Raw genomic sequence first — 22,711 nt, 5'->3', positions numbered from 1 at the left:
GCACGTCGTCCGTCGTCGACGTGCCGGCCCGGGGAGAGGGTCGGGGCATCGGCTTGAAAATGCCCCGACCTCGCGTCGTCAGGCGACGAAGCGCTTGGCGACGATATTGCGCAGCTCGCCGAGGTCCTTGGCGAACAGGCGGATGCCCTCGGCCAGCTTTTCGGTGGCCATCGGGTTCTGGTTCATGGCCCAACGGAAGGCCTTCTCGTCGAGGTTGACCACGGCGGGCTTCGGGCCGGGCTTGTTCGGCGACAGGGCGCGCTGAAGCGTGCCGTTGTCGGCCGCCAGGGAATCGAGAAGGGCCGGGGAGATGGTCAGGCGGTCGCAACCGGCCAGGGCTTCGACTTCGCCCTGCGAGCGGAAGGAGGCGCCCATCACCACGGTCGGGATGCCATGGGCCTTGTAGTAGTCGTAGATGCCGCGCACGGAGACGACGCCCGGATCCTCGTCCGGCGTGAAGGTCCGACCCTCGGCCTTGACATACCAGTCAAGGATGCGGCCGACGAACGGCGAGATCAGGAAGGCCTTCGCATCGGCGCAGGCGATGGCCTGGGCGATGTCGAAGATCAGCGTCATGTTGGTGTCGATGCCTTCCTTCTGAAGGATCTCCGAGGCGCGGATGCCTTCCCAGGTGCCGGCAACCTTGATCAGGATGCGCTCGCGCTCGACACCATTGGCCTTGTAGGCCGCGATGATGGCGCGTGCCTTCTCGACGGTGGCGGCGGTGTCGAAGGAAAGGTCGGCATCGACCTCGGTGGATACGCGGCCCTCGACCAGTTTGGTGAGCTCGGTGCCGACGGCGACGGCGAGGCGGTCGCCGATGGCCTTCACTGCCGCTTCCTGCGTGCCGGCCTGCTTCTTGCCCCAGGCAACGGCGTCGGCGAGGATCGGCTCGTAGGCCGGCAGGCCGATGGCCTTCAGCACCAGCGTCGGGTTGGTCGTGCAGTCGACCGGCTTGAACTTCTTGATGGCGTCGATGTCGCCCGTGTCGGCGACCACCACGGTCATCTCGCGCAATTGATCCAGCTTGGAAGCCATGTCCTCAACTCCATATCCGGCCGCGCATTCGCTGATGTCACAGCCGCTCTCCGTCCTCACAAACTATGGTCCTTCGACCATCAAAATGCAAGAAACGCATAAAAAGAAATTAATTGCATTTTGAATCTACAAATGGAACGGGCGGGCCCTTTTGGAGCCCGCCCGCTTCCCTCTCCCCCCCCCCGAAAACCTGTCAGGCCGCCATCACTCGGTTGATGAAGCTCTCGACGACAGCGCGAAGGCGGGTCGCCTGATCGTTCATGTCGTTGGACACCGCGAGCACCTGGCTTGCCGATTGCGACGTCTCGCCGACGACGCGGGTCAGTGCCAGCGTCTCGTCGGCGACCGACTTGGTGCCGCCGGCCGCCTTCTGGGCGTTCAGCGAGATCTCGGCGGTGGCGTGGCCCTGCTCGCCGACGGCCGTGGCGATGACGTTGGTCGTGCGATCGACCTCGCCCATGATGTCGGAAATGGCGCGGATGGCCGAAACGGCTTCATCGGTCGAGGCCTGAATCTGGGCGATTTGCGAGGCGATCTCCTCGGTGGCCTTGGCCGTCTGTCCGGCGAGGTTCTTCACCTCGGAAGCGACCACGGCAAAGCCCTTGCCCGCTTCGCCGGCGCGCGCCGCCTCGATGGTGGCATTGAGGGCGAGAAGGTTGGTCTGTTCGGCGATTGCCTTGATCAGCGTGATGACGTTGCCGATGCGCGTCGCCGCGTCGGAAAGACCGGAGATGGTGGCGTCGGTCTTCTTGGCTTCGCCCGTGGCGCGCTGGGCGACGGCGGTTGCCGTATCCGTCTGGCGCGAGATTTCGCCGATGGACGCCGACAGTTCCTCCGCCGCTGCGGCAACCGTCTGAACGCCGTCCGACGCGAGTTCGGACGCCGAAGCCGCGGTGCCGGCACGCTCGCGCGCTTCCTCGGCGATGGCGGCCAGTGCCCGGGCGGTCGCCTCCATCTGGTCGGCATTGCCCGCGACGGTTCCGACAAGCTGTTCGATCTCCAGCCGGAAGTCGTTGATGACGCCCTCGATGGTTTCCTGACGCAGCGCCCGTGCCCGCTGCTCCGCCTCGGTCTGGTCGGCAAGACGGCGACGTTCGATGGCGTTGTCGCGGAAGACGCGCACGGCTCCGAACATGCCGCCGATCTCGTCCTTACGGCCGGCGAGGTCAAGCGCCATGTCGGTGTCGCCGGTGGCCAGGCGTCGCATGGCGGCGGTCAGGTTGGTGATCGGACGAGTGATCAGCCTGGACAGCACGACTCCGATGATCAGCGCGAACACCAGTGCCGCGCCGAGCGTGCCGGACATGGTGAAGGTGCTCGATGCACGATTGCGGCTGGCTGCGGCGGCGCGATCGTCGACCACCGCCTTTATGGAGGAAATGGCTGCGACCGACTGGCTGCGCGACTCTTCCCGCGCGCCCTTGAAGGCCTTGGACGCATCGACCATCTTGGCGAACGCTTCCTTGAAGCGGTCGATATCCTTGGACGGGTCGACGCCTCCGGCGGCCACGATCTTCTGGCCGGTTTCCTTGGCAGCGTCGGCGGCCTTCAGAGTCGCCTTGGTGCTGACGGCGTCGGGATCGTAGCGGTAAGTCGTCGTCTGCTGCGCCAACTGGTCGATCTCGCTGCCGAAAACGGTCGCGAGGTCGGAGAGCTGGCGCGCCTTGGTGGCATCGTCGAGCAGAGACTGCATGTTGTAGCTGGCGAGATCGCGCTGCTGGCCTGCGAGACGGATGATCTCTTCCGTGCCGTTGCTGAGCTTGCCGAGGCCGTCGAGGGCGAAGATGCGCTTTTGTTCGACCGCGAACGGATTGGAGCTGTTTCGCATCTCGTCCAGCAGCGGGACGAGATCCTTGGCTACCTGCTCGATCGTGCCGGCTTGGGCCTTGATTTCGTCATCGGCCCCCAAGGCCCTGATCTGATTGACGATCGCCCGTACCGACATCACCGCCTTCAGCGCCGCGTCGACGTTTGCGCTGTCGCCGGTCGCGGCGAACTTGGCCAACAGTTCGTTGGCCTTCAGGGCCGAGATCTCGATCTTGTAGGCGGTGACCGCGAGATTTGCGGCGGAGTTGGTGGCAAGCGCGGATTCGCTGGCCTTGGTCTGGAAATCCTTGGCCTTGGTGGCAGCGTCGGCCTCGATCTGGCTGGCCCGGCTCTGCATGTTGGAGAGCAGTTCCATGGTTGAGGCCGCGCTGGCCGCGACCGCATCCGAGGATGCCGACAGCACGCCGATGGAGGCGCGGAACTGGTCGACAGCCGCATAGGCCGGGGCGAGCGCGGGATCCGACTTGCCACCGAGCTCGTCGAGGCTGGCGTTGACCTGCTCAAGCAGATGGCTGGCCTCAGCCGCGGCACCGTTGTCTCTGTTCTGGATGAAGGTCGTTACCGCATTGCCGGCATCGTTGACCGTCGCCAGCACCGAAGCCGACTTCGACGTCATGTCCACGGCAAGGCCCAAGCGGTTGAGCCCCAGGAATCCGGCTCCTCCGACGATGGCGGCCAGTACCGCGAGAGAGACCAGACCGCCGCCGATTTTCATCGAAATCGAACGGTTCGACAGGAAGGCCGTGAGCGACATCTTCTCCCCCCGGATTGGCGCCCGCCACGAGACGGCGCGCATGCTTCACGTGCGTATCCGTGAAATGTGCTGCGGTCCGGTAAAGAAAATGTGGATGGAATACGCGAATTACGCGAAAAATTGTCGGCTTCGCAATCGTTTGCCGCGAATGCGAATCTCGGCCGTCATCGGTGTGATCAGGATTGCTCCATCGACGGTTGAAAACGGCGAAAAAAGCAAGCAGTCCACGGACTTTCATGGATATGAAATGGAGAATACATCCGCTGCGTGTACGGTCTAGACTTTAGTTCAGTCCGCAGTTGAACGGAGGTCCAGGGCAACCTTGATGATTTCCGGACTGTCAGGGTCCGGCGTCAGCGCAAAGCCCAGACGTTCGCACATCCGGAGCATCTGCCGATTCTCGACGAGCACTTCGCCATGGATGCGCCCGTAGCGCTCGCGGCGAGCGTAACGGATGATCTGCATCATCAGCGCCCTCCCGAGACCGTGGCCCTTCAGGTCGGAACGCACCGACACGGCATACTCCCCATCGCCGCCGCCGGGATCGCCATGCAGCCTGACGCCGCCAAGCATCTCGCCGCTTTCCGGGTCGAGCGCGACGAAGGCCATGGCGCGCGAGTAGTCGATCTGCGTCAGGCGGGCGACGAAGGCGTGGCCGAGGTCGTGGACGCGCTGGAAGAAACGAAGGCGCATGTCCTCGGCGGTCATCTTCGAGAAGAAGTCCAGGTAGCGCCCCTCGTCCTCCGGTCGGACCGGCCGAACGAAAACCGACTGGCCGTTGGGGAGTGCGATGTGCTCTTCCCACTCGGTCGGATAGGGGCGGATGGACAGGCGCGGATGATGCACGGCGCCGCCGGATGCCGGCGGGTCGGCGACAAGAGTGACGCGTGCGTCGACCACCGTCAGGCGATCCGCCTCGGCGATCAGCGGGTTGAGATCGATGTCGGCGATGGCCGGGTGCTCGGCAACGAGTTGGGCAAGCCGCTGCAGGACGATGGCGAGACGATCGACATCGACGGGGCGGCGATCGCGATAGCCCTGAAGCTGACGAACGACACGCGTCCGGGCGATCAGGTCTCGGGCGAGGTTTGCGTCGAGTGGTGGAAGAGCCAACGCGCGATCGTTGATCACCTCGACAGCGGTGCCGCCGCGACCGAAGACCATCACCGGCCCGAAGACCGGATCATCGGTGACGCCGGCGATCAGTTCCACCGCCTTGGGCGCGACGATCATCGGATGGAGCGTCACGCCGTCGATGCGGGCGCCTGGCCGGGCCGCTTTCGCGCGGGCGATCACCGCCTCCGTCGCGGCGCCGACCGCTTCCGGGCTCGACAGTTCAAGTTCGACCCCGCCCACGTCGGATTTATGGACGATGTCGGGCGAAGCGATCTTCACGACCAGCGAACGATGCTCGGCAAGAAGCGTTGCGGCAAGGCGTTTGGCCTCATCGCTGTCGGCGGCTGCCAGGGCCGGCACGATGGGAATGCCGTATGTGGTCAGGAGTTCGACCACTTCGCTCGCCTTGAGCCAGAGACGGTTGTCGGCCAACGCCGCGGAGATCACGGCCGCCGCACGAGCCCGATCCGGAGAGAAGCCGGCCAGAACGTCAGCCGGTGTCGCCGTCAAGGCCGCCTGAGCTTCGGCATGGCGGACGAGTTGCATCAACCCTTCGACGGCGCCATGCGGCGTTTCGAGTGCCGGTATGCGCGCTCGTGCGAAGGTGTTGCTCCAGCCGTCGTCCTCTCCGAGCCAGGCTGCGATCAATGGCTTGCCGTCGTAGCGGCCCCGGCGATAGTCGGCGACGGCTTCGACCACCGCGTCGGCCGCGAGCCTGGAGGGGGCGAGGGGGGTGGGGCAATTGATCGCCACCACGGCGTCGACGCCTCCGTCGGCAAGAATGGCGCGCGTCGCCGCGCCGTAGCGGTCGGCGGCGGCGTTGCCGATGAGGTCCACCGGGTTGCTTCTCGACCATCCTGCCGGCAACACTTGATCGAGCGATGCTATGGTGTCGTCGGACAGTGTGGCGAGCTCGCCGCCAAGGTCGACGACGCGGTCGGCCGCCAATACGCCGGCGCCCCCGCCGTTGGTAATGATGGCGATGCGTTTGCCCTGGATGCGCGGCACGAGACTGAGCGTCTCGGCGGCGGCGAACATCTCGTCGAGGTCGGCGACCCTGAGCAGGCCGGCCCGGCGGAAGGCGCAGTCGTAGACGGCGTCGACGCCCGCAAGCGCACCGGTGTGCGATCGGGCGGCGCGGGCGCCGGCGGCATGCCGGCCGGCCTTGATCACCACCACCGGTTTGGAGCGGGCGGCCGCACGCGCCGCCGACAGGAAGGCGCGGGCGTCGCGGATGCTCTCAAGATAGAGCAGAATGGCACGGGTACGGTGGTCGAGGGCGAAATGGTCGAGCATTTTGTCGAAGTCGACATCGACGGCATCCCCGAGCACGGCGATGCCAGAAAAGCCGATCCCATGCCGTGCCGCCCAATCGAGGGCGGCGTGAGTGAGCGTTCCCGATTGCGAAATGAACGCGAGATCGCCGGGCACGGCGGCTCGCTGCGCGAAACTGGCGTTGAGGCCGATGGACGGAATCTGCAGGCCGGCGCTGTTGGGACCGAGAACGCGGATGTCATGTCGTCGCGCTGCTGCCTTCATCGCCTCCAGAAGACTGCCCGCCCCGTGGCCGAGACCGGTGGTGATGACGACCGCATGGCGAATGCCGGCCGCGCCGACCTCATCCATCACGCCGACGATTGCCTCCGGCGGCACGGCGATGACCGCGAGATCGGCCGGCGTGGCGACGTCGGCGACGGAGGGGAGAACCGCCACGCCGTCGATCTCGGTGACGAAGGGATTGACGAAGGCGACCCGGTCGTGACCGAAGGCTGCGAGATTGCGCGCAAGCACCGAGCCCACCGAGTTCGGGCGGGCGGTCGCGCCGATCAGCACGACGCGCTTCGGCCGGAAGAATGGGTCGAGGCTCTGAAGGCTCATGTCGGGCGAAGGCTCGGCGAGAGGGCTCGGAGCGCGGCCGCCGGACGCGCTCCGATATGGGCGATCAGTGGGTCATAAGCGTAGGAATGGTCATTTTCTCGAGCATGTCGCGGGTAACGCCGCCGAGCACGAACTGGCGGAAGCGGTTATGCCCGTAGCCGCCCATGACCAGCATGGTTGCCCCGCTCTCGGCAGCATGGTTATTGAGCACCGCCGACACTTCCGATGCCGAGCGCGGCAGCGTCGTGACCGTGACCTTGTGGTCGTGTCGGGCCAGATAGGCGGCGACGTCGGCGCCCGGCTCGCCGGACCAGTTCTTGGAGCCGGCCACCATCACCACCTCGATCGACGTGGCCACCCTCAGTGCCGGCAGGGCGGCGTGGACGGCGCGGGCCGCCGTCGACGAGCCATCCCAGGCGATCATCACCTTCTCCGAGGTAATCGGCTTGTTCCAGTTCGACGGGACGATCAGAACGGGTACGCCGGACTCGAACAGGAGGGTCTCGATGATGGCCGCGCGCATCGGCTCGCCATGCTCAGGATCGTCCTGGCCGATGATGATCAGGTCGGATAGCTGCGCCTGTCGTACGATTGCCGGCGTTCCGCCCGAATAGACCGTGGCGGTCCGCGCTTCGGCGTCGACGCCATACTTCGTCGCCTCGGCGGCAAAGGCGGCTGCGGCCTCCTTGGCCGAGTTCTCCGCATTGGTGATCGCTTCGACGAGATATTCCGCCGGAACCGGCGAGGCAAGGAAGCCGGGCGCGATCGGCTCGAGCGCCAAGGCCAGACCCGTGACATGGGCCTTTCGTCGCGAAGCGAGTTCAAGCGCCGCCGTGGAGGCGTTCATCTTTTCATTGTAGATGTCGATGATGGTGAAGATGTCCCTGACGGTCATGGCAGCGCCTCCTCAGCGACTTCAAGACAGGGTCCCGTTGACCCGGTGCAGGCGGCAAGGCCTTGTACGAGACCAAAAATCCGTCTGGCACCATAATCCTTAGATAGGTCTGGGCGCCGATCAATTCACCTCATGGCGATCTCCACCTTTCGCCTACGCCGGAATGCGGTGAGCACGGGTTCCGTGTAGCCGTTCGGCTGACGGTCGCCAGTCATGATGAGTTCAACCGCGGCCTGGAAAGCCAGCGACCCGGCGAAATCGTTGCCGATAGGCCGATAGGCTGGATCTCCGGCATTCTGCCGGTCGACGACCGCCGCCATCCGTTCGAGCGTTTCCATCACTTGTTCGCGACTGACGACGCCGTGCTTCAGCCAGTTGGCAATGTGCTGACTGGAAATGCGGAGCGTCGCCCGATCTTCCATCAGGCCGACGTCGTGGATATCAGGCACCTTGGAGCAGCCGACGCCCTGGTCGATCCAGCGAACAACGTAGCCGAGAAGGCCTTGGGCGTTGTTGTCGAGCTCCTCGTTGATCTCGGCGGCGCTCCAGGGACGATCCGGCGCGATCGGCAGCGTCAGAAGCGCGTCACGGGAGGCCCGCTCGCGCTTTGCCAGCTCGGCCTGACGGGCGGCGACATCGACGTCGAGATAGTGCAGGGCATGCAAGGTGGCCGCCGTCGGCGACGGCACCCAGGCCGTTGAAGCGCCGGCACGCGGATGGCCGACCTTCTCGGCGAGCATGGCGGCCATCCGATCCGGTGCCGCCCACATGCCCTTGCCGATCTGGGCGCGACCGGCAAATCCGAGGGCAAGACCGGCGTCGACGTTGCCGGCTTCGTAGGCGGCGATCCAGTCCGCCGACTTCATGTCGCCCTTGCGCACCATCGGGCCGGCCAGCATGGAGGTGTGGATCTCGTCGCCGGTTCGGTCGAGAAAGCCCGTGTTGATGAAGAACACGCGCGACTTCGCCGCGGCGATCGAGGCGCGGAGATTGACCGAGGTGCGGCGTTCCTCGTCCATGATGCCCATCTTGAGCGTCAGCGGCTTGAGCCCCAGCGCGCTCTCGACCGCTGCGAACAGGCGATCGGCGAAGGCGACTTCCTCGGGGCCATGCATCTTCGGCTTGACGATGTAGACGGCGCCGGTGCGGCTGTTGGCATGCCGGCCGTTCGGGCCGACGTCATGAAGGGCGATGGCGGACGTGACCAGCGCGTCGAGAAGGCATTCGGCCGTTTCGTTGCCATCGGCGTCCAGCACCGCGTCGGTCGTCAGCAGCGAGCCGACGTTGCGCACCAGCATCAGGCTTTGCCCTTTGAGGGCGCCGTCGGACTCGTCGCGCCGGATGTAGCTTCGATCGGCAGCGAGCCGGCGGGTCGTGACGACGCCACCCTTGTCGAAGCTCGCCTCGAGATCGCCCCGCATCAGCCCGAGCCAGTTGCGGTAAACGGCAACCTTGTCTTCGGCATCGACCGCGGCGACGGAATCCTCGCAGTCCATGATGGTCGTGAGCGCGCTCTCGACGAGTATGTCGGCGATTCCGGCCGGATCGCTCGCGCCGGTCGGTTGCCCGCGATCGAAATGAATGTCGATATGAAGGCCGTTTCGCTTCAGGATGATGCCGGCCGGCTCCTCTGGATCGCCGCGATAGCCGACGAAAGCCTCGGGATCGACGAACTCTTCTTCGTTGCCATCGGCGAAGCGCACCTTGATCTGGCCGTCGCTGATGACATAGGCGACGACATCGGCATGGCTGCGCGAGGCGAGGGGCGCCGCTCCGTCGAGCACCGCCTTGGCCCGCGCCACCACCGCCTTTGCCCGCTCGGCGTCGAAGCCTCCCTTCGGCGGCGGCGTGCCGAGGGCATCGGTTCCGTAGAGAGCGTCATAGAGGCTGCCCCAGCGGGCGTTGGCGGCGTTGAGGGCATAGCGGGCGTTCATTACCGGAACGACGAGCTGCGGTCCGGCAACCTCGGCGATCTCGGGATCGACGTCGCTTGTCTCGATGGAGAAGGGCGCCGGCTCGGGAACGATGTAGCCGATCTCGGCGAGGAAGGCAGAGTAGGCAACGGGATCCACGGTGCCGGGATGGGCCTCGTGCCAATCGTCGATCTGGTGTTGCAACCTATCCCGCCGGTCGAGGAGGCGACGATTCTCGGGGCCGAATCGGTCGATGATCTCGGCGAGAGAGGCCCAGAAGCGATCGGCTTCGAGGCCAGTGCCGGGCAGCGCCTCCCCCTCGATGAAGTCGGCAAGCTCCGTTGCGATCTTGTAGCCGTTCAGCGTGCGATAGGCGGTCATGTCGGCATCCTGATTTCCTGTGGGCTCCGGAAAACCCCTCATGATATGGTGCCTCACAAAAGCCGCTGCGCTCGGCTCTGTCCAGTCCCGAACTTGGTGTTGCCCAAGGTCGCGGGTGGCAAACGCATAAAATTGAAACCAAATCGAAAGGCCCTGCAGGATATATGCCCCCGAATCATTTTTTGTAATCGATTTCTGCGGAGCCATTCACGTGCAGCCCGCCGCCGTCATTTTGGCACTTGTCGTAGTCGGCACGGCTGCGACCACCTGGCATACGCTGCGCATAGGCAGTTTTCCGGGACGCACCGACTATCTCATGCTGATGGCGTCGGGTTGCTGGTGGGCGATCTGCGCGATTCTCGACGTCAGCTCCGATGCGCCGGAACTCAAGCTGTTCTATTCCGAGCTCGCCTGGTACGGCATCGTCACCACGCCGATCTCGTGGATGCTGTTCATGAGCGCCTATGTTCGAGGGGGCGATCTGCCCAATGCCTCGTTCTATACCGGGCTCTCGATCGCTGCCGGTCTCGCGATGCTGGCCATCGCCACGACCAATGAGCTGCATCACCTCATCTACGTGGCCGTGACGCCCGATCCCACGCCCGCCTATCCGCACCAGCTGCATTACGAACATGGCTCGGTCTTCTTCGCGGCGATGATCGCCATCTACTTCTTCATGGCGCTGACGACAGTCCGAACCCTTTGGGCTGCCATCCATGCGCCACCGGTGCATCGCGCCCAGTTCGCCGGTCTCCTCATATCGGCCATGGTGCCCTGGGCGGCCAACGCAGCGTACAACCTCGCCGGGATAAGGGTGCTTGGCTTCGACCCGACACCGCTCGCCTATGTCGTGGTTCCGGTGATCTACAGCTTCTTGGTCAGCCGCAATCAGTTCCTGTCGCTGGCGCCCGTCGCACTCAGCGCCGTGGTGGCTGCCCATCCCGACGGTATCCTGGTGGTGTCGGGAAATGGTCTGATCGCCGAAGCCAACGCCGCGATGCGCTCGATTTTCGATGGCAACCTGTCCATAGGCCAACCCTTCTCAAGTCTCGGTACCAACTTCGGTCCGGCGGATCGGGCCAGCCTGTTCGACGGCGGTGAACTGGTTCGGCGCTGGCAGCGGGGCGATCGTATCTACGAGGTGCGGACCGTCGTCGTCGGAGGGGTTCGCCACTCCGAAAGCGTCGCCTACGTGCTACGCGACGTCACGGCCTATCTCCGCGCCCAGGAGAGCCTTCATGTCTCGACGCGGCTGATGGAAGAGCGGCTCGAAGCCAACCTGCGTCTTCAGGAACAGCTGCACGAAATGGCGCATCGCGACAGCCTCACCGGTCTCAACAACCGGCGCATCCTCGAAAGCATCTCCGATCGGCTGATCGACAACGCCGACGCCGTCGGGCGGTCGCTTGTCGCCGTTTCTCTCGATCTCGACCATTTCAAACGGCTCAACGACACCTTTGGTCACAAGGCGGGCGATGACGCCCTGGTGGCGATGGCGGGAGTCCTCACCCGCTCGCTTCGTCCGGGGGAAGTGGCCGTGCGCATGGGGGGCGAGGAGTTCCTGGTCCTGATGCCCCACGCCGACATCGAGGAAGCGCGCGCCCGCGCCGAGGCATGGCGGGCTGTGATCCGCTCTCAACCGGTGAAAACCAGCCTGGGAGTGGCCGAGATATCCTTCTCGGCTGGAATCTCGGCCTATCCCGACACCGCTGCGTCCTTCGAACAGATGTTGCAGCAGGCCGACAAGGCCGTCTATGCCGCCAAGCGCGCGGGCCGCAACCGCGTCGTCGTTGCCCGGTTGCCCGGCGACACGACTGAGGGGCGGCTGCGATCCGTTTGAGCGTGCCCGTCAGAAAAGGTTGCCCTGATCTTCCGGGCCGGGTTTCGCCTTCTGCCGACGCTGCGTCGGCTTCGCTTCCGTAACGGGAGGCGGCGGTTCGTCGCCTATGCGACCGCGTACCCGACCGTCTGAGAACTCGATCTCGATCGGGGTGCCGGACAAGAGGCCGCTGGCGCGGAACACAGGCTTTCCTTCGTCGTCGCGCACCAGCGCATAGCCACGCCTCAGCGTTGCCATGTGATTGACCGCGTCGAACACCGAGGTCACCTGGTCGAGGCGCCCCCGTCGTCGGGCGATCAGTTCGCCGATGGCACGACCGCCACGCGCCGACAGAACGGACAGGCGTTCGGCAAGTTGCGCCTGGGTTCGGAGAAGGCTTGCCGGCGTGAGGCGTGCTGTGACGCGCTCGAACCGCCGGGCGTGCAGGGTGGTGTTGGCCGTAAGCGCCTTGGGCAGGGCATTGGCAGCGGTGTCGAAGCGCTGGCGGGGCAGGGCGAGGATGTCGGAGGCGCGCGGCAGGGCGCGCGCGGCGGCGATGAGCCGTGTCCGTCTGAGGTCGATCGCTCGCAAACTGGCGCCGGTAAGGCGGCGGCCGAGATCGTCGACGCGGTCCAGAAGCTCGCGTCGCACCGGCACCACCATTTCGGCCGCGCCGGTTGGGGTCGGAGCGCGAACGTCGGCGACGAGGTCGATCAGGGTCCAGTCGGTCTCGTGACCGACGGCGGAGACCAGCGGAATATCGCTGGCCGCGGCAGCGCGGACCACGACTTCGTCGTTGAAACCCCAGAGGTCTTCGAGACTGCCGCCGCCGCGCGCCACGATGATGACATCCGGTCGGGGAATGGCGCCGCCGTCCGGCAGCGCGTTGAAGCCGGTGATGCCGGCTGCCACCTCGGGGCCGCAGCTCTCGCCTTGCACCTTTACCGGCCAGACCAGCACATGCACCGGAAAGCGGTCGGCGAGGCGATGCAGGATGTCGCGGATGACGGCACCGGTCGGCGAGGTGACGACGCCTATGACGCGCGGCAGGTAAGGCAGAAGCTGCTTGCGTTCCGGGTCGAAAAGTCCCTCGGCGCCCAGCTTCCGCTTGCGCTCTTCCAGAAGCGCCATCAGTGCCCCGGCGCCGGCCGGTTCGAGTGCGTCGATGACGATCTGGTATTTGGACGAGTTGGGGTAGGTGGTGAGGCGCCCGGTGGCGATCACCTCCATGCCTTCTTCCGGCTTGAAGCGCAGCTTGCCCATCACGCCGCGCCAGACCACCGCCTCCATGCGCGCGCCTTCGTCCTTCAGCGCGAAGTAGGCGTGCCCGGAGGAATGTGGTCCGCGATAGCCGGAAATCTCGCCGCGCACGCGCACGAAGCCGAACTGGTCCTCGATGCTCCGCTTGAGCGCAAAGGAGATCTCCGAAACGGTATATTCTGCGGCGTTGGAAGTGGGATCGGTCACCGATCGTTGTCCAGTCAGTTTGATCAGAGTCGCATGCGGCGATTCGGGATGGCGTCCGGCGATGATGATGGTCGGCTGCAGAGGCGTCAAACGCGCCGACCGCCGGAGGTCGTCAAAGACAGCCGAGATCGCCCATCGGCTGCATGTCGAGCGCGCAGAAGATGCCGTCGAGATTGTCGCCGAACTTCTCGAGCAGCACTTCGGCTTCCGTCTTGCCCCGATCGAGGATGATGTCGAGCGGCCTCAGATACTGCGTCTCGTCCTGGCCGCAGCGGTTGAGGTGGGCGCGTCGGGCAAGGCCGGCCCGCGACAGCGCCACCACCTCGCGGCCTATGTCGCGCACCGTCCGTCCACCGATTTCCGCCCTGAGCGCCAGCGTCGGCACATCGTCGCGCAGGCGCTGACGTTCCTCGGTGCTCCAGGTCTTGACGAGGTCCCAGGCGGCATCGAGCGAGGTTTGGTCGTAAAGAAGACCGACCCAGAAGGCCGGCAGCGCCAGGATGTGGTCGGTGGAGCCCGAATCGGCGCCGCGCATTTCGAGATAGCGCTTCATGCGCACTTCCGGGAACAGCGTGCCCAAGTGATTGTCCCAGTCGCCGATGGTCGGTTCGACGCCGGGCAGTCGATTGCGGAAGCCGCCGGCCATGAATTGCCGGAAGGTGATGTCGGTGGCGCGGTGGTAGGTATCGCCACGCTTGATGAAATACATCGGCACGTCGAGCGCCCACTCGACGTAGCGCTCGAAGCCGAAGCCTTCCTCGAACACGAAGGGAATCATGCCGGCTCGCGCGTTGTCGGTGTCGCGCCAGATCTCCGAGCGCTCCGACAGGCGGCCGGTGGCCCGTCCGTCGAGATAGGGCGAGTTGGCGAACAACGCGGTGGCAATCGGCTGCAGGGCGATCGACATCTGCATCTTCCGGCGCATGTCGGCCTCGGAGGCAAAGTCGAGGTTCACTTGCACGGTGGCGGTGCGGAACATCATGTCGAGGCCGCGCGTGCCGACCGTCGGCATGTAGTCGGACATGATGGCGTAGCGCGACTTCGGCATCACCGGCGTCTCGGGCAGCGTCCATACCGGGCTGGCGCCGAGGGCAAGGAAGCCGATTTTGAGGGGCGTCGCGATTTCCAGCACCTGCATCATGTGCGCCTGCAGTTCGGTCGCCGTCTGATGCAGGTTGGAAAGGGGCGCGCCGCTGAGCTCGAACTGGCCACCCGGTTCGAGGCTGATGGCGCCGCCATGGGTAGGGTCGAGCAGGCCGATCGGGCGGCCCCGGTCGGATATCGGCTCCCAGCCGAGCAACCCCTCCATGCCCTCAAGCAACTGCCGGATGCCGCCGGCCCCCTCATAGGGCACGGGCGCGTGGCTGAACTTGCGGAAGCCGACTTTCTCGTGCTCGGTGCCAATCCGCCAGCGTTCCCTGGGCTTGCAGCCGCCGGCGATCCTCTCGACGAGATCGGCGACCGAAGTGATCGGCGTAGTGTCGGACGTGTCGCGCGCCATGTAGAGGTCCCCTCGGATTGGGCGGCAACCTAGCCGCCCGGCGAGGTTTGTTCAATTGTCGCCGGCGGTCGGTGAGAAACGTTTTACGCCTTGCCCCGTCACGATCGTGTCAGGGGCTGGACCTACCAATCGCCAAGCGTCGCCTGGATGACCGTGAGCGCTGCCACGGCCGCCGTGTCGGCCCGCAGAACGCGCGGGCCCAAGGGAATGGTGGTGACGAAGGGCAGTGCCCTGAGGGTCCGTCGCTCGTCTTCCGAAAAACCGCCCTCCGGCCCGATCAGCACGGCGAGTGGACCACGAGGCAGAGACGCCAGTGCGGCGAGCGGATTGGTCGTTTCCTCTCCTTCGTCGCAGAAGATCAGTCGGCGGAGTGGTTCGTCGCGTTCGAAGTGGCCGAGAACCCGATCAAGCTTCTCCTCGTCCTCGACGGCGGGCACGTGAAGCACGCCGCATTGTTCCGCCGCCTCGATCGCGTTGGCCCGCATTCGATCGATGTTCACCCGGCTTGCCTGGGTGTGCTGCGTCAGCACGGGACGGATCCGGCCGACGCCCATTTCGACCGCCTTCTGGACCATGTAATCGAGCCGGGCATGTTTCAGCGGCGCGAAGAGATAGAGAAGATCCGGAGCGGGGGGCTGGGGGCGACTCGGCCTGAGATCAACCAGTTCGGCCGATCTCCTGCCGGCAAGGCCGACCCGCCCTCGCCATTCGCCGTTCACGCCGTCGAAGACCAGCACGTCGTTGCCTTCTCTCAGCCGAAGCACGTTGAGAAGATAGTTGCTCTGGTCGCGGTCGAAGGACACCGGCGCGCCGTCAAGCGGCGTTGACACAAAGACGCGCGGCGTACGGAAATCGGAATGGGCCATGGACACGCCAATAACACGTCCCGAAGGAACAAAAAAAGAGGCGGCGCCTTGCGACACCGCCAGTTGTTCCGGCAGGGGGCCGGGATGGGAAAGGGTCCGGAAGGGAGGCGGGTCCGGACCCCGACGGGCGCACCGGGGTGGGGGGCGCACGGAGAGTTTCTCAGGCCGCTTCCATCTCCTTCTGGAGCTGCTTCTTGAGCGGCATCGAGTACCGAACCTCCGGCGGCGGCTGAATGGCCGTTTCGAAGGCCAGCATCGCGGCGAGGAAGGTGTCGCGCGCCTGACGGTCAGCAAAACCGACCACCTTGCCCTTGTAATAGGTCAGGGCGTTGGGGCTGACGGGGCGGCGGGTGATGGGGCAGAGATCGTTGACGCAGTCTTCCAGTCTGGGTGCGATCATTCTTCCCTCCCCCTGACCAAGGGCGTGAAATCCACGCTCTCCGCGCGACGCAGGACAACGCTGCTCATGTTCGCCGAATTGCCGCGTGCGATGGCCGCGAGCCTGAGCGACGGGTCGGTATGAAGCGGACTGTCGAGGGCTACGCGCAAATCGGATCGGCTGAGGCCAATATCGGCCAGCTCGTGATCGGTGAAGTCGCAGAGTTGTTTGGCCATCCAGCGATTGACCATGATCTTCGCGACGGACGCGGTACGCTCGGCAGCGGCGCGCACCAGCGTGGTGAACGTCGTGACGAAAGCGGTGGCGTGGGTACGGGACGCGAGGGTCGTGGACATGATCGGCTCCATCAAGGGGCTTGGATGGTTTGGGCGTTGCGTTGGTTCAGGGGTTGGGGTTTGGGTTGAGGCGCCAACGGGGCTTCACCTGGAAGCCCCGTTGAGATTTCGTTTACCATTTCATAAGCTCGATGAATGTTTTGTGTCGAACTTATGTCGATCTCTTATGAAACACGTACGTGTTAATCACGAAGCGCAGCGGCGGCTTCCAGAGCTTGTTCCCGTTCGGCCCGGCGAGCTTCCGCACGGCGGGCAGCCAGCGTGTAGCTCGGCTTGCGGTCGATCGGCGTCAGCAGCGCGCCTTCGACATCGGCATGGGAAATGCCCATGTCCTTCAGCGCGCGCGCGTCGAACTCCAGGAGCTGCATGGTTTGCCGACGATCGATTTCCGCGGCAATCAGCGCGCCAAGACGGCTAAAAAGTGCGCCCGCGAGACGAAGGGCCTCGTGCACGGGGCGAGAGGCGGAAGCGCGGCGCGAGGATGCATGATCGAGGATCAGGGTCATCTCTTGGCTCCTGCGGATTTGTACTGCCCTGCGAGCAGAACAATGCGGCCTTGCGTGTTTGATGTGGGGAGACCGCTACGGTGTTTCGATAGTGGATTTATCTCATGTGGCTATCAATCAGTCCAACGCATGTTTTTGATGCTTTCCATGACGGAATTTGATATCAACTGTCTGACTGCATGAGATCACGCGGGGCGATGGGAAGCCACCCGAAAACCGACGACGGTCCCGGGATAAGCTGCCGACCGGCCATCCATCAGGAATGTTGAAGATGAATGTTCTCGATCTTGATCAACTCAGGACCTTTGTCGCCATCGCTGAGGTGGGTTCGTTCACGGCAGCCGCTGATGTCGTTCACAAGACGCAGTCGGCCGTTTCCATGCAGATGCGCCGTCTTGAAGATCGAGTCGGCAAGCCGATCTTCGCACGCGATGGCCGTCAGAGCCGCCTGACCGAGGACGGTCGGCGACTTCTCGAATACGCGCGTCGGCTTATCCGCCTCAATGACGAGACGCTGGCCGCCTTCGAGGATCCTGGTCTGACCGGTTCGGTCCGCCTAGGAATTCCCGACGATTACGCCGATCGTTTGCTGCCGCCGGTGCTGGCCGGTTTCTCGCGCATCAATCCGCTGATCGAAATCACCGTGGAGTGTCAGCGCTCGGTGACCGTCTCCGACATGATCCGGGAAGGTCGTCTCGACCTCGGCATCATCAATCACGGCTACTATGGTTCGATGCGGGGCGAGGTGATCCGGCGAGAGCCGTTGTTCTGGGTCGGCTCGCGCGACCACAGCGTTCACGAGCTCGACCCCGTGCCGCTGGCCCTTGGCCCAGACGATTGCTGCTGGCGCGCCAATGTCGTCCGCGCTCTCGACCGCGAGGGGCGGCGCTTCCGCGTCGCCTACATTTCAAGCGCGGCGTTGGCTCTTTCGGGCGCCGTGCTGGCCGGCCTTGCGGTGTCGGTGTTGCCGGAAAGCGCCCTCAAGGCCAACATGCGAATCCTCGGCCTGCGCGAAGGGTTCCCGGAGCTTGAGCCGGCGGAGATCGGCCTTTTGCGCGCCGAGCACGCCAAGAGCCCCATTCACGAGGCGCTTGCCAAGCACATCGTCACCTCGCTCGGCAACCTTGGCGCCGCCGACCAGGTGCTGAATCTCGCGGCGGAGTAATCCGCCGATGTCGTCGGCCTACCTTGCCACGACGGCCGCCGCGGCGCCGGCCATCATGGTGCCGGCGGCGCGGTTGAGGTGACGCATCGCTTTCGGGCTGCGGAAGAACTCGCGCGCGCCGGCCGCCGCCGCCGCGTAGACCACGCCGACGGCCGTCAGCGTCATGATCGAGATGCCGATCAGTTCGAAGTATCCGGTCAAGGTGATGCTCTCGATCGGCATGAGCGACGGCAGGAGCGCCATGTAGAATACGATGGTCTTCGGGTTGCCCAGCGTCAGCGTGAAGCCGCCCAGCACCGTGCGCCATGCGCTTTCGGAGCGCACTCTCGCCGCCACCTCGGCGGGATCGGCGCGCGAGGTCCAGAGCTTGTAGGCAAGATAGAGCAGGTACGCGGCGCCGAGGTAGCGGATGACCAGGAAGGCCAGGTTGAACTCCTGTGCCAGAGAGGCGAGGCCGAAGATGGCGAGCGTCAGATAGAACAAATCGCCGAAGACGATGCCGAGGATGAAGGTCATGCCGGCCCTGAAGCCGCCGCCGAGCGCACGCGCCACGACGGCCGTCATGCCAGGTCCTGGCGATGCCGCCGCGACGGCAAGGGCGCCGGTGTAAAAGACGAGCGTCAGGATCGGCATCGGTTACCCCACCACCAGAATGTGAAGGCTGCGCGGGCCATGGGCACCAAGCAGCAGCGTTTCCTCTATGTCGGCCGAGCGCGACGGACCGGTCACGAGGTTGACGGTGCGCGGCATCAACCCGGCGCCGAAGCGTCGACGAAGATCTGCCCAGACGGTTTCATAGTCGCCGGCCACTGTCGATGCATCGACCACCACGATGTGGTGATCGGGCAGGAAGTTGAGCGTTGTCGGGTTGTCCGGGCCGGAGGTCAGGACAACCGTGCCCGTTTCTGCGACGCCGGCATCGGCGTGGCTGAGACCGACAAGATCGCGGCCCTCGCTTGGGCCAGTCGCCACCGCGAGCTGTGCCTCTCGTTCCCATGGCAAGTCCGCAAGGCGCGGATCGTCGCCGCGCCGGATCGCTTGCGGCAAGTTGCGGTCGCGCAAGTAAGCGGCGACGGCGGCGGGAATGTCGTCGCGTCCTTCAAGACGGACGACGGTGGCGAACACTTCTCCGACCTTGCGGACGAACAGGTCGATCCGCTCGGCGTCGGGCAGTTGGCCGCGCGCCGGCACGACGTTGACCGGCGTCTCTGCAAGCCGGTGGCGGACGGCGGCAGGACGGGTGGCGTCGGAATCCGATACACCGAGCGACCGGCGGATGCGCCCCAGAATGGCGTCACGGCTCGACATCATTTCCTCCCCCGCTTGGCCCATTCGGTGCGGAAGGTGCCGCCCTCGGGCGCCGGCAGGTCGCGCCACCGCGTCCAGCCCCCGGCGAGCGGGACCTGGCGGAGTGCGCCATCCCGACCGGCAAGTCGAGCCAGCCCCCAGGCGCCGAAACGAGTCGCGAGGCCATAGAGGCGCGGCCGAGTGGCGAGGAACCGCCACGCAGCCAGGCCGAAGCGAGCTTTCTTGGGCGTCAAATGCCGCTCGAACTCCTTTTCCCGCCAGTGTCGCAACATCTTCGGTAAGGGGATTCGCATCGGACAGACGCTTTCGCAGCGGCCGCACAGTGTCGACGCGTTGGCGAGATGGGCCGATTTCTCGAGGCCCTGCAGCGATGGCGTGAGCACCGATCCCATCGGGCCGGGATAAACGGACCCGTAGGCGTGACCGCCGATCGACCGGTAAACGGGGCAGTGGTTGATGCAGGCGCCGCAGCGGATGCAGCGCAGCATGTCCTCGAACTCGCTGCCCAGCATGGCCGAACGACCGTTGTCGAGCAGGACCACATGGAAGGCCTCGGGGCCGTCCGGATCGCCGGGGCGACGAGGGCCGGTGGAGAAGGTGGTATAGACGCTCATCTCCTGCCCGGTGGCCGAACGGGCCAGGAGCCGCATGATGGTGGCGACGTCTTCGAGCGTCGGAACCACCTTCTCGATGGAGGCGAGCACGATGTGAGTCTTCGGCAGGATCTGCGTCAGGTCGCCGTTGCCCTCGTTGGTGACGATCACCGTCGAGCCGGTCTCGGCAACCAGGAAGTTGGCCCCGGTGATGCCGACGTCCGCCGACAGGAAGCTCTCGCGCAGCACACCCCTTGCCTCGGCGAGCAAAGAGGTTGGTTCTTCGAGGTTGCGCTTGGGGTCGAGATCGGTGTGGACCCGGCGAAAGTCCGCCGCCACCTGCTCCTTGTTGACGTGCACAGCCGGGGCAATGATGTGGCTCGGCGTCTCGCCACGAAGCTGGATGATGTACTCGCCGAGGTCGGTCTCCACGGGTGCGATGCCGTTCGCCTGAAGGTAGGCGTTGAGGCCGACCTCTTCGGTGATCATCGACTTGCCCTTGGTGACACGACGGGCACCGGCTTTCTGGCAGATGTCGAGAATGATGCGGTTGGCGTCGGCGGCGTCGGCCGCCCAGTGAACGAAACCGCCGGCCTCCATCACCTTGCGCTCGAAAGCCTCAAGATAGAGGTCGAGATGAGCGAGCGTATGCGCCTTGATGTCGCGTCCGGCATCGCGCAATGCCTCGAACTCGGGCAATGCCTCGGTGGCGCGCCGACGGCCGCTAACCAGAGTTTCCTCGATATGGGCGATGGCCTTGAGAAGGGGTGGATTGGCGAGCGCCGCGTGGGCATTCTTTGGAAAGGACAGGGAAGTGAGACCACCGCTCATTTTCTCGTCTCTCCAATGGCCGGTCCGTTGGCCATGCCGGCCAAGACTTCGGCAACGTGTCGGACCTCGACGCTGGAGCCCTCGCGCCTCAGTTTGCCGGCGATGTTGAGAAGGCAGCCGAGATCGCCCGCCAGCAACAGCTCGGCGCCGGTGGATCTGACGTCGGCGACCTTGCGTTCGACGATCGCGTTCGAGATCTCGTCATACTTGACGCAGAAGGCGCCGCCGAAGCCGCAACAGGCCTCCGGATCGCGCATCTCCTTGATCGCGAGCCCGTCCACGGCCGACAGCAGCCGACGCGGCTGATCCTTGACGCCGAGTTCTCTGAGGCCCGAGCAGGAATCGTGGTAGGTCGCCGTCCCTTCCCAGGTGGCGGGCAATGGAGCGACGCCGAGCACGTCGACCAGGAACGAAGTGAGCTCGTGGGTCTTGTCGGCAAGCGCCTCGGCGCGGAGCCGCCAGTTGGGCTCGCCGGAGAACAGGTCGGGATAGTGCGTCTTGACCATGCCGGCACAGGACCCGGAAGGAATCACCACATGATCGAAGCCTTCGAACAGCGCGATCACCTGTTCGGCGAGAGCCCGCGCGCCGGCTCGGTCGCCCGAGTTGTAGGCGGGCTGGCCGCAACAGGTCTGACCGGCCGGCACGGATACGTCGCAACCGGCGTCCTCGAGCAGCTTGACGGCCGAAAAGCCGACTGTCGGGCGGAAGAAGTCCACGAGGCAGGTCACGAAGAGCGCGACCCGCGGTTTCGGCGTCGTCATGATGTTCCCGTTTCATTTATTTCGCGGCCAAGGTGATACGCGCAACGATCGAACTTCGCAATCGGGGAGCGGCGATTGTCGCCCACCCTCTTCGATTGACCGGACGAAAACCGAAAATGGCCAGCAAAAGCCCGCTTTCACCCCAACAAACGTCACCTTTTGGCGGTTCTCTCCGCGTCAGTATCCGCTCGCCTTCCCCATAAGGCGGTCATGGACGGACGGCGCGATCATGCGCTAGTCTTGCGCAACAGACGTGGTGCTTTCAGGGTGGCTTGCTGGTTCCATCCGACGAAGTTGTGCACGGAAAGGAGAAGGCATGAGCGGGTTGGCGACAGGTTCGGGCATCATTGCCATCGTCCTGATGGCGATGCTGGCACTGCCGGCCAAGGCGGCGCAACCCAGCTTCGATTGCGACGGCGCCAGGTCGGAAGTCGAAAAGATGATCTGCGGCGACGATGCGCTCGCGGATCTCGACCTGCGCCTTGCCCGAGACTTTGCGCGCGTGCTTTCCCGCGCCAGCGCCGACCAGGTCCCCGAGCTTCGGGCCTCTCAGCGCGCATGGCGGGCCCAAATGCTCAAATGCGCCCGTACCGGCGACCCGCGAGGTTGCGTGCTCGAAGCCTACACCAAGCGGATCGCCCAGTTCTGAGGGATTGCCTCAGCGGACCACCACGCGCGTTCCGACCTTGACGCGCTCGTAGAGATCCATCACGTCGGCGTTGGCCATGCGGATGCAGCCCGAGGAGGCGTTGGTGCCGATGCTCTTCGGCTCGAACGTCCCGTGGATGCGGAACAGCGTATCCTTGGGGCCGTCGTAGAGATAAAGGGCGCGCGCGCCGAGTGGGTTGCCGAGCTGGCCTTCCATCATGTCGGGAATGTTATGGCCGCGAGCTGCCTCGCGGGCAATCATCTCCTTGGGCGGGAACCAGCGGGGCCACTTCTGCCGGCTGCCGATCTCCACGGTGCCCTTCCAGGAAAAGCCCTGACGCCCCACGCCGACGCCGTAGCGAAGCGCCTTGCCCCCCTCTTCCACGAGGTAGAGATGCTTTTCCGAGGTGTCGATGATCACCGTTCCCGGCGGTTCTTCTGTTGGAAAGTCGATCTCCGCCCGGCGGAACGGCTCGGGAGGCAACTGATCGCCGACGAGATCGAGGTCGCGCGCGTCTTCGGCCGTGTCGTCGGGCAGATACGACAGCGGCTTGACGGGGGCCTCGATGACGGGCGGCTTTGGCGGCTCTACCGGCTTGGAGGAAACGCAAGCGGAAAGGACAAGCCCGGCTGCAAGCGCCAACATCAGTGGACGCGCCGGAACGGCGGACAGTTTCATCATTGAAAAACCTGAAGGAAGGGATGC

The 22,711-nt window shown here is 65.0% G+C and carries 20 protein-coding genes; 4 read left to right on the top strand and 16 right to left on the bottom strand.

Annotated features, from left to right (window positions below):
• Positions 1 to 78: 78 nt before the first annotated feature.
• Both tal and M4J39_RS07955 read right to left on the bottom strand, forming a co-directional pair.
• Positions 79 to 1,038: a transaldolase gene (tal, locus tag M4J39_RS07960; RefSeq protein WP_251727279.1), complete on the bottom strand. Its 960-nt coding sequence runs from the start codon at positions 1,036 to 1,038 to the stop codon at positions 79 to 81.
• Between the two features lie 193 nt (positions 1,039 to 1,231).
• The gene (locus tag M4J39_RS07955; protein ID WP_251727278.1) at positions 1,232 to 3,619 is read right to left on the bottom strand and encodes a methyl-accepting chemotaxis protein; all 2,388 of its coding nucleotides are present in this window, start codon (positions 3,617 to 3,619) and stop codon (positions 1,232 to 1,234) included.
• Between M4J39_RS07955 and M4J39_RS07950 the strand changes: the two genes are divergently transcribed.
• Positions 3,609 to 3,899, top strand: coding sequence for a hypothetical protein (locus M4J39_RS07950; RefSeq protein ID WP_251727277.1), 291 nt, complete (start codon positions 3,609 to 3,611; stop codon positions 3,897 to 3,899). The two genes, M4J39_RS07955 and M4J39_RS07950, sit on opposite strands and share 11 nt — an antisense overlap.
• 8 nt (positions 3,900 to 3,907) lie before the next feature.
• Here the strand turns inward: M4J39_RS07950 and M4J39_RS07945 are convergent, their stop codons facing one another.
• The 3 genes from M4J39_RS07945 to M4J39_RS07935 form a co-directional block, all read right to left on the bottom strand.
• Complete coding sequence (locus M4J39_RS07945; protein ID WP_251727276.1) at positions 3,908 to 6,613, bottom strand: bifunctional acetate--CoA ligase family protein/GNAT family N-acetyltransferase; 2,706 nt, start codon at positions 6,611 to 6,613, stop codon at positions 3,908 to 3,910.
• Between the two features lie 64 nt (positions 6,614 to 6,677).
• A complete protein-coding gene (locus tag M4J39_RS07940; protein ID WP_251727275.1) occupies positions 6,678 to 7,508 on the bottom strand; it encodes a universal stress protein in 831 nt (276 codons plus the stop codon).
• Positions 7,509 to 7,633: 125 nt separating this feature from the next.
• Positions 7,634 to 9,802: a malate synthase G gene (locus tag M4J39_RS07935; protein WP_251727274.1), complete on the bottom strand. Its 2,169-nt coding sequence runs from the start codon at positions 9,800 to 9,802 to the stop codon at positions 7,634 to 7,636.
• Between the two features lie 211 nt (positions 9,803 to 10,013).
• Here M4J39_RS07935 and M4J39_RS07930 point away from each other — a divergent pair, with 211 nt between their 5' ends.
• Entirely contained in the window at positions 10,014 to 11,642 is a 1,629-nt protein-coding gene (locus M4J39_RS07930) for a diguanylate cyclase (RefSeq protein ID WP_251727273.1), read from the top strand.
• A gap of 9 nt (positions 11,643 to 11,651) precedes the next feature.
• On the opposite strand, the gene xseA is transcribed toward M4J39_RS07930, so the two are convergent.
• The 6 genes from xseA to M4J39_RS07900 all read right to left on the bottom strand — a co-directional run bounded on the left by xseA (position 11,652) and on the right by M4J39_RS07900 (position 16,696).
• Positions 11,652 to 13,088, bottom strand: coding sequence for an exodeoxyribonuclease VII large subunit (gene xseA, locus M4J39_RS07925; protein ID WP_251727272.1), 1,437 nt, complete (start codon positions 13,086 to 13,088; stop codon positions 11,652 to 11,654).
• A gap of 112 nt (positions 13,089 to 13,200) precedes the next feature.
• A complete protein-coding gene (locus tag M4J39_RS07920; protein WP_251727271.1) occupies positions 13,201 to 14,589 on the bottom strand; it encodes a glutamate--cysteine ligase in 1,389 nt (462 codons plus the stop codon).
• A 122-nt stretch (positions 14,590 to 14,711) separates the two neighbouring features.
• Entirely contained in the window at positions 14,712 to 15,455 is a 744-nt protein-coding gene (locus tag M4J39_RS07915) for a 16S rRNA (uracil(1498)-N(3))-methyltransferase (protein WP_251727270.1), read from the bottom strand.
• Positions 15,456 to 15,615: 160 nt separating this feature from the next.
• Positions 15,616 to 15,855, bottom strand: coding sequence for a glutathione S-transferase (locus M4J39_RS07910; RefSeq protein ID WP_251727269.1), 240 nt, complete (start codon positions 15,853 to 15,855; stop codon positions 15,616 to 15,618).
• Positions 15,852 to 16,190: a DUF1127 domain-containing protein gene (locus tag M4J39_RS07905; RefSeq protein ID WP_251727268.1), complete on the bottom strand. Its 339-nt coding sequence runs from the start codon at positions 16,188 to 16,190 to the stop codon at positions 15,852 to 15,854. The genes M4J39_RS07910 and M4J39_RS07905 overlap by 4 nt, the downstream gene beginning before the upstream one ends.
• A gap of 182 nt (positions 16,191 to 16,372) precedes the next feature.
• A complete protein-coding gene (locus M4J39_RS07900) occupies positions 16,373 to 16,696 on the bottom strand; it encodes a DUF1127 domain-containing protein (protein WP_251727267.1) in 324 nt (107 codons plus the stop codon).
• Positions 16,697 to 16,967: 271 nt separating this feature from the next.
• Here M4J39_RS07900 and M4J39_RS07895 point away from each other — a divergent pair, with 271 nt between their 5' ends.
• A complete protein-coding gene (locus M4J39_RS07895; RefSeq protein WP_251727266.1) occupies positions 16,968 to 17,861 on the top strand; it encodes a LysR substrate-binding domain-containing protein in 894 nt (297 codons plus the stop codon).
• An 18-nt stretch (positions 17,862 to 17,879) separates the two neighbouring features.
• Here the strand turns inward: M4J39_RS07895 and M4J39_RS07890 are convergent, their stop codons facing one another.
• Genes M4J39_RS07890 through M4J39_RS07875 form a run of 4 tightly spaced genes read right to left on the bottom strand, consistent with a single transcriptional unit; the run spans position 17,880 to position 21,357 of the window.
• Positions 17,880 to 18,494 (bottom strand): LysE family translocator, encoded by a 615-nt coding sequence (locus M4J39_RS07890; RefSeq protein ID WP_251727265.1) that lies wholly within the window; start codon positions 18,492 to 18,494, stop codon positions 17,880 to 17,882.
• A gap of 3 nt (positions 18,495 to 18,497) precedes the next feature.
• Positions 18,498 to 19,172: a lactate utilization protein C gene (locus M4J39_RS07885; RefSeq protein WP_371875419.1), complete on the bottom strand. Its 675-nt coding sequence runs from the start codon at positions 19,170 to 19,172 to the stop codon at positions 18,498 to 18,500.
• On the bottom strand, positions 19,169 to 20,593 hold the full coding sequence (locus M4J39_RS07880; protein WP_251727264.1) for a LutB/LldF family L-lactate oxidation iron-sulfur protein: 1,425 nt from the start codon (positions 20,591 to 20,593) through the stop codon (positions 19,169 to 19,171). Before M4J39_RS07880 ends, M4J39_RS07885 begins: the two co-directional genes overlap by 4 nt.
• Complete coding sequence (locus M4J39_RS07875) at positions 20,590 to 21,357, bottom strand: (Fe-S)-binding protein (protein ID WP_251727263.1); 768 nt, start codon at positions 21,355 to 21,357, stop codon at positions 20,590 to 20,592. The genes M4J39_RS07880 and M4J39_RS07875 overlap by 4 nt, the downstream gene beginning before the upstream one ends.
• A 316-nt stretch (positions 21,358 to 21,673) precedes the next feature.
• Here M4J39_RS07875 and M4J39_RS07870 point away from each other — a divergent pair, with 316 nt between their 5' ends.
• Positions 21,674 to 22,006, top strand: a complete 333-nt coding sequence (locus tag M4J39_RS07870; RefSeq protein ID WP_251727262.1) for a lysozyme inhibitor LprI family protein — start codon at positions 21,674 to 21,676, stop codon at positions 22,004 to 22,006.
• Between the two features lie 9 nt (positions 22,007 to 22,015).
• On the opposite strand, the gene M4J39_RS07865 is transcribed toward M4J39_RS07870, so the two are convergent.
• Entirely contained in the window at positions 22,016 to 22,687 is a 672-nt protein-coding gene (locus tag M4J39_RS07865) for a L,D-transpeptidase (protein WP_251727261.1), read from the bottom strand.
• Positions 22,688 to 22,711 lie beyond the last annotated feature (24 nt).

The sequence above is a fragment of the Pleomorphomonas sp. NRK KF1 genome, assembly GCF_023721755.1.
Taxonomy (GTDB): Bacteria; Pseudomonadota; Alphaproteobacteria; order Rhizobiales; family Pleomorphomonadaceae; genus Pleomorphomonas.
Note: the sequence above shows the minus strand (reverse complement) of the source record. Positions and strands in the feature narration are given on the sequence as shown.

What these genes read in the sequence shown, in the direction of transcription:
- M4J39_RS07955 (WP_251727278.1), bottom strand. Translation starts at nt 3,619, where the DNA reads ATGTCGCTCACGGCCTTCCTGTCGAACCGTTCGATTTCGATGAAAATC.
- M4J39_RS07880 (WP_251727264.1), bottom strand. Translation starts at nt 20,593, where the DNA reads ATGAGCGGTGGTCTCACTTCCCTGTCCTTTCCAAAGAATGCCCACGCG.
- M4J39_RS07900 (WP_251727267.1), bottom strand. Translation starts at nt 16,696, where the DNA reads ATGACCCTGATCCTCGATCATGCATCCTCGCGCCGCGCTTCCGCCTCT.
- M4J39_RS07935 (WP_251727274.1), bottom strand. Translation starts at nt 9,802, where the DNA reads ATGACCGCCTATCGCACGCTGAACGGCTACAAGATCGCAACGGAGCTT.
- M4J39_RS07945 (WP_251727276.1), bottom strand. Translation starts at nt 6,613, where the DNA reads ATGAGCCTTCAGAGCCTCGACCCATTCTTCCGGCCGAAGCGCGTCGTG.
- M4J39_RS07920 (WP_251727271.1), bottom strand. Translation starts at nt 14,589, where the DNA reads ATGGCGCGCGACACGTCCGACACTACGCCGATCACTTCGGTCGCCGAT.
- M4J39_RS07905 (WP_251727268.1), bottom strand. Translation starts at nt 16,190, where the DNA reads ATGTCCACGACCCTCGCGTCCCGTACCCACGCCACCGCTTTCGTCACG.
- M4J39_RS07870 (WP_251727262.1), top strand. Translation starts at nt 21,674, where the DNA reads ATGAGCGGGTTGGCGACAGGTTCGGGCATCATTGCCATCGTCCTGATG.
- M4J39_RS07875 (WP_251727263.1), bottom strand. Translation starts at nt 21,357, where the DNA reads ATGACGACGCCGAAACCGCGGGTCGCGCTCTTCGTGACCTGCCTCGTG.
- M4J39_RS07940 (WP_251727275.1), bottom strand. Translation starts at nt 7,508, where the DNA reads ATGACCGTCAGGGACATCTTCACCATCATCGACATCTACAATGAAAAG.
- M4J39_RS07885 (WP_371875419.1), bottom strand. Translation starts at nt 19,172, where the DNA reads ATGATGTCGAGCCGTGACGCCATTCTGGGGCGCATCCGCCGGTCGCTC.
- M4J39_RS07890 (WP_251727265.1), bottom strand. Translation starts at nt 18,494, where the DNA reads ATGCCGATCCTGACGCTCGTCTTTTACACCGGCGCCCTTGCCGTCGCG.
- M4J39_RS07915 (WP_251727270.1), bottom strand. Translation starts at nt 15,455, where the DNA reads ATGGCCCATTCCGATTTCCGTACGCCGCGCGTCTTTGTGTCAACGCCG.
- M4J39_RS07865 (WP_251727261.1), bottom strand. Translation starts at nt 22,687, where the DNA reads ATGATGAAACTGTCCGCCGTTCCGGCGCGTCCACTGATGTTGGCGCTT.
- M4J39_RS07895 (WP_251727266.1), top strand. Translation starts at nt 16,968, where the DNA reads ATGAATGTTCTCGATCTTGATCAACTCAGGACCTTTGTCGCCATCGCT.
- tal (WP_251727279.1), bottom strand. Translation starts at nt 1,038, where the DNA reads ATGGCTTCCAAGCTGGATCAATTGCGCGAGATGACCGTGGTGGTCGCC.
- M4J39_RS07910 (WP_251727269.1), bottom strand. Translation starts at nt 15,855, where the DNA reads ATGATCGCACCCAGACTGGAAGACTGCGTCAACGATCTCTGCCCCATC.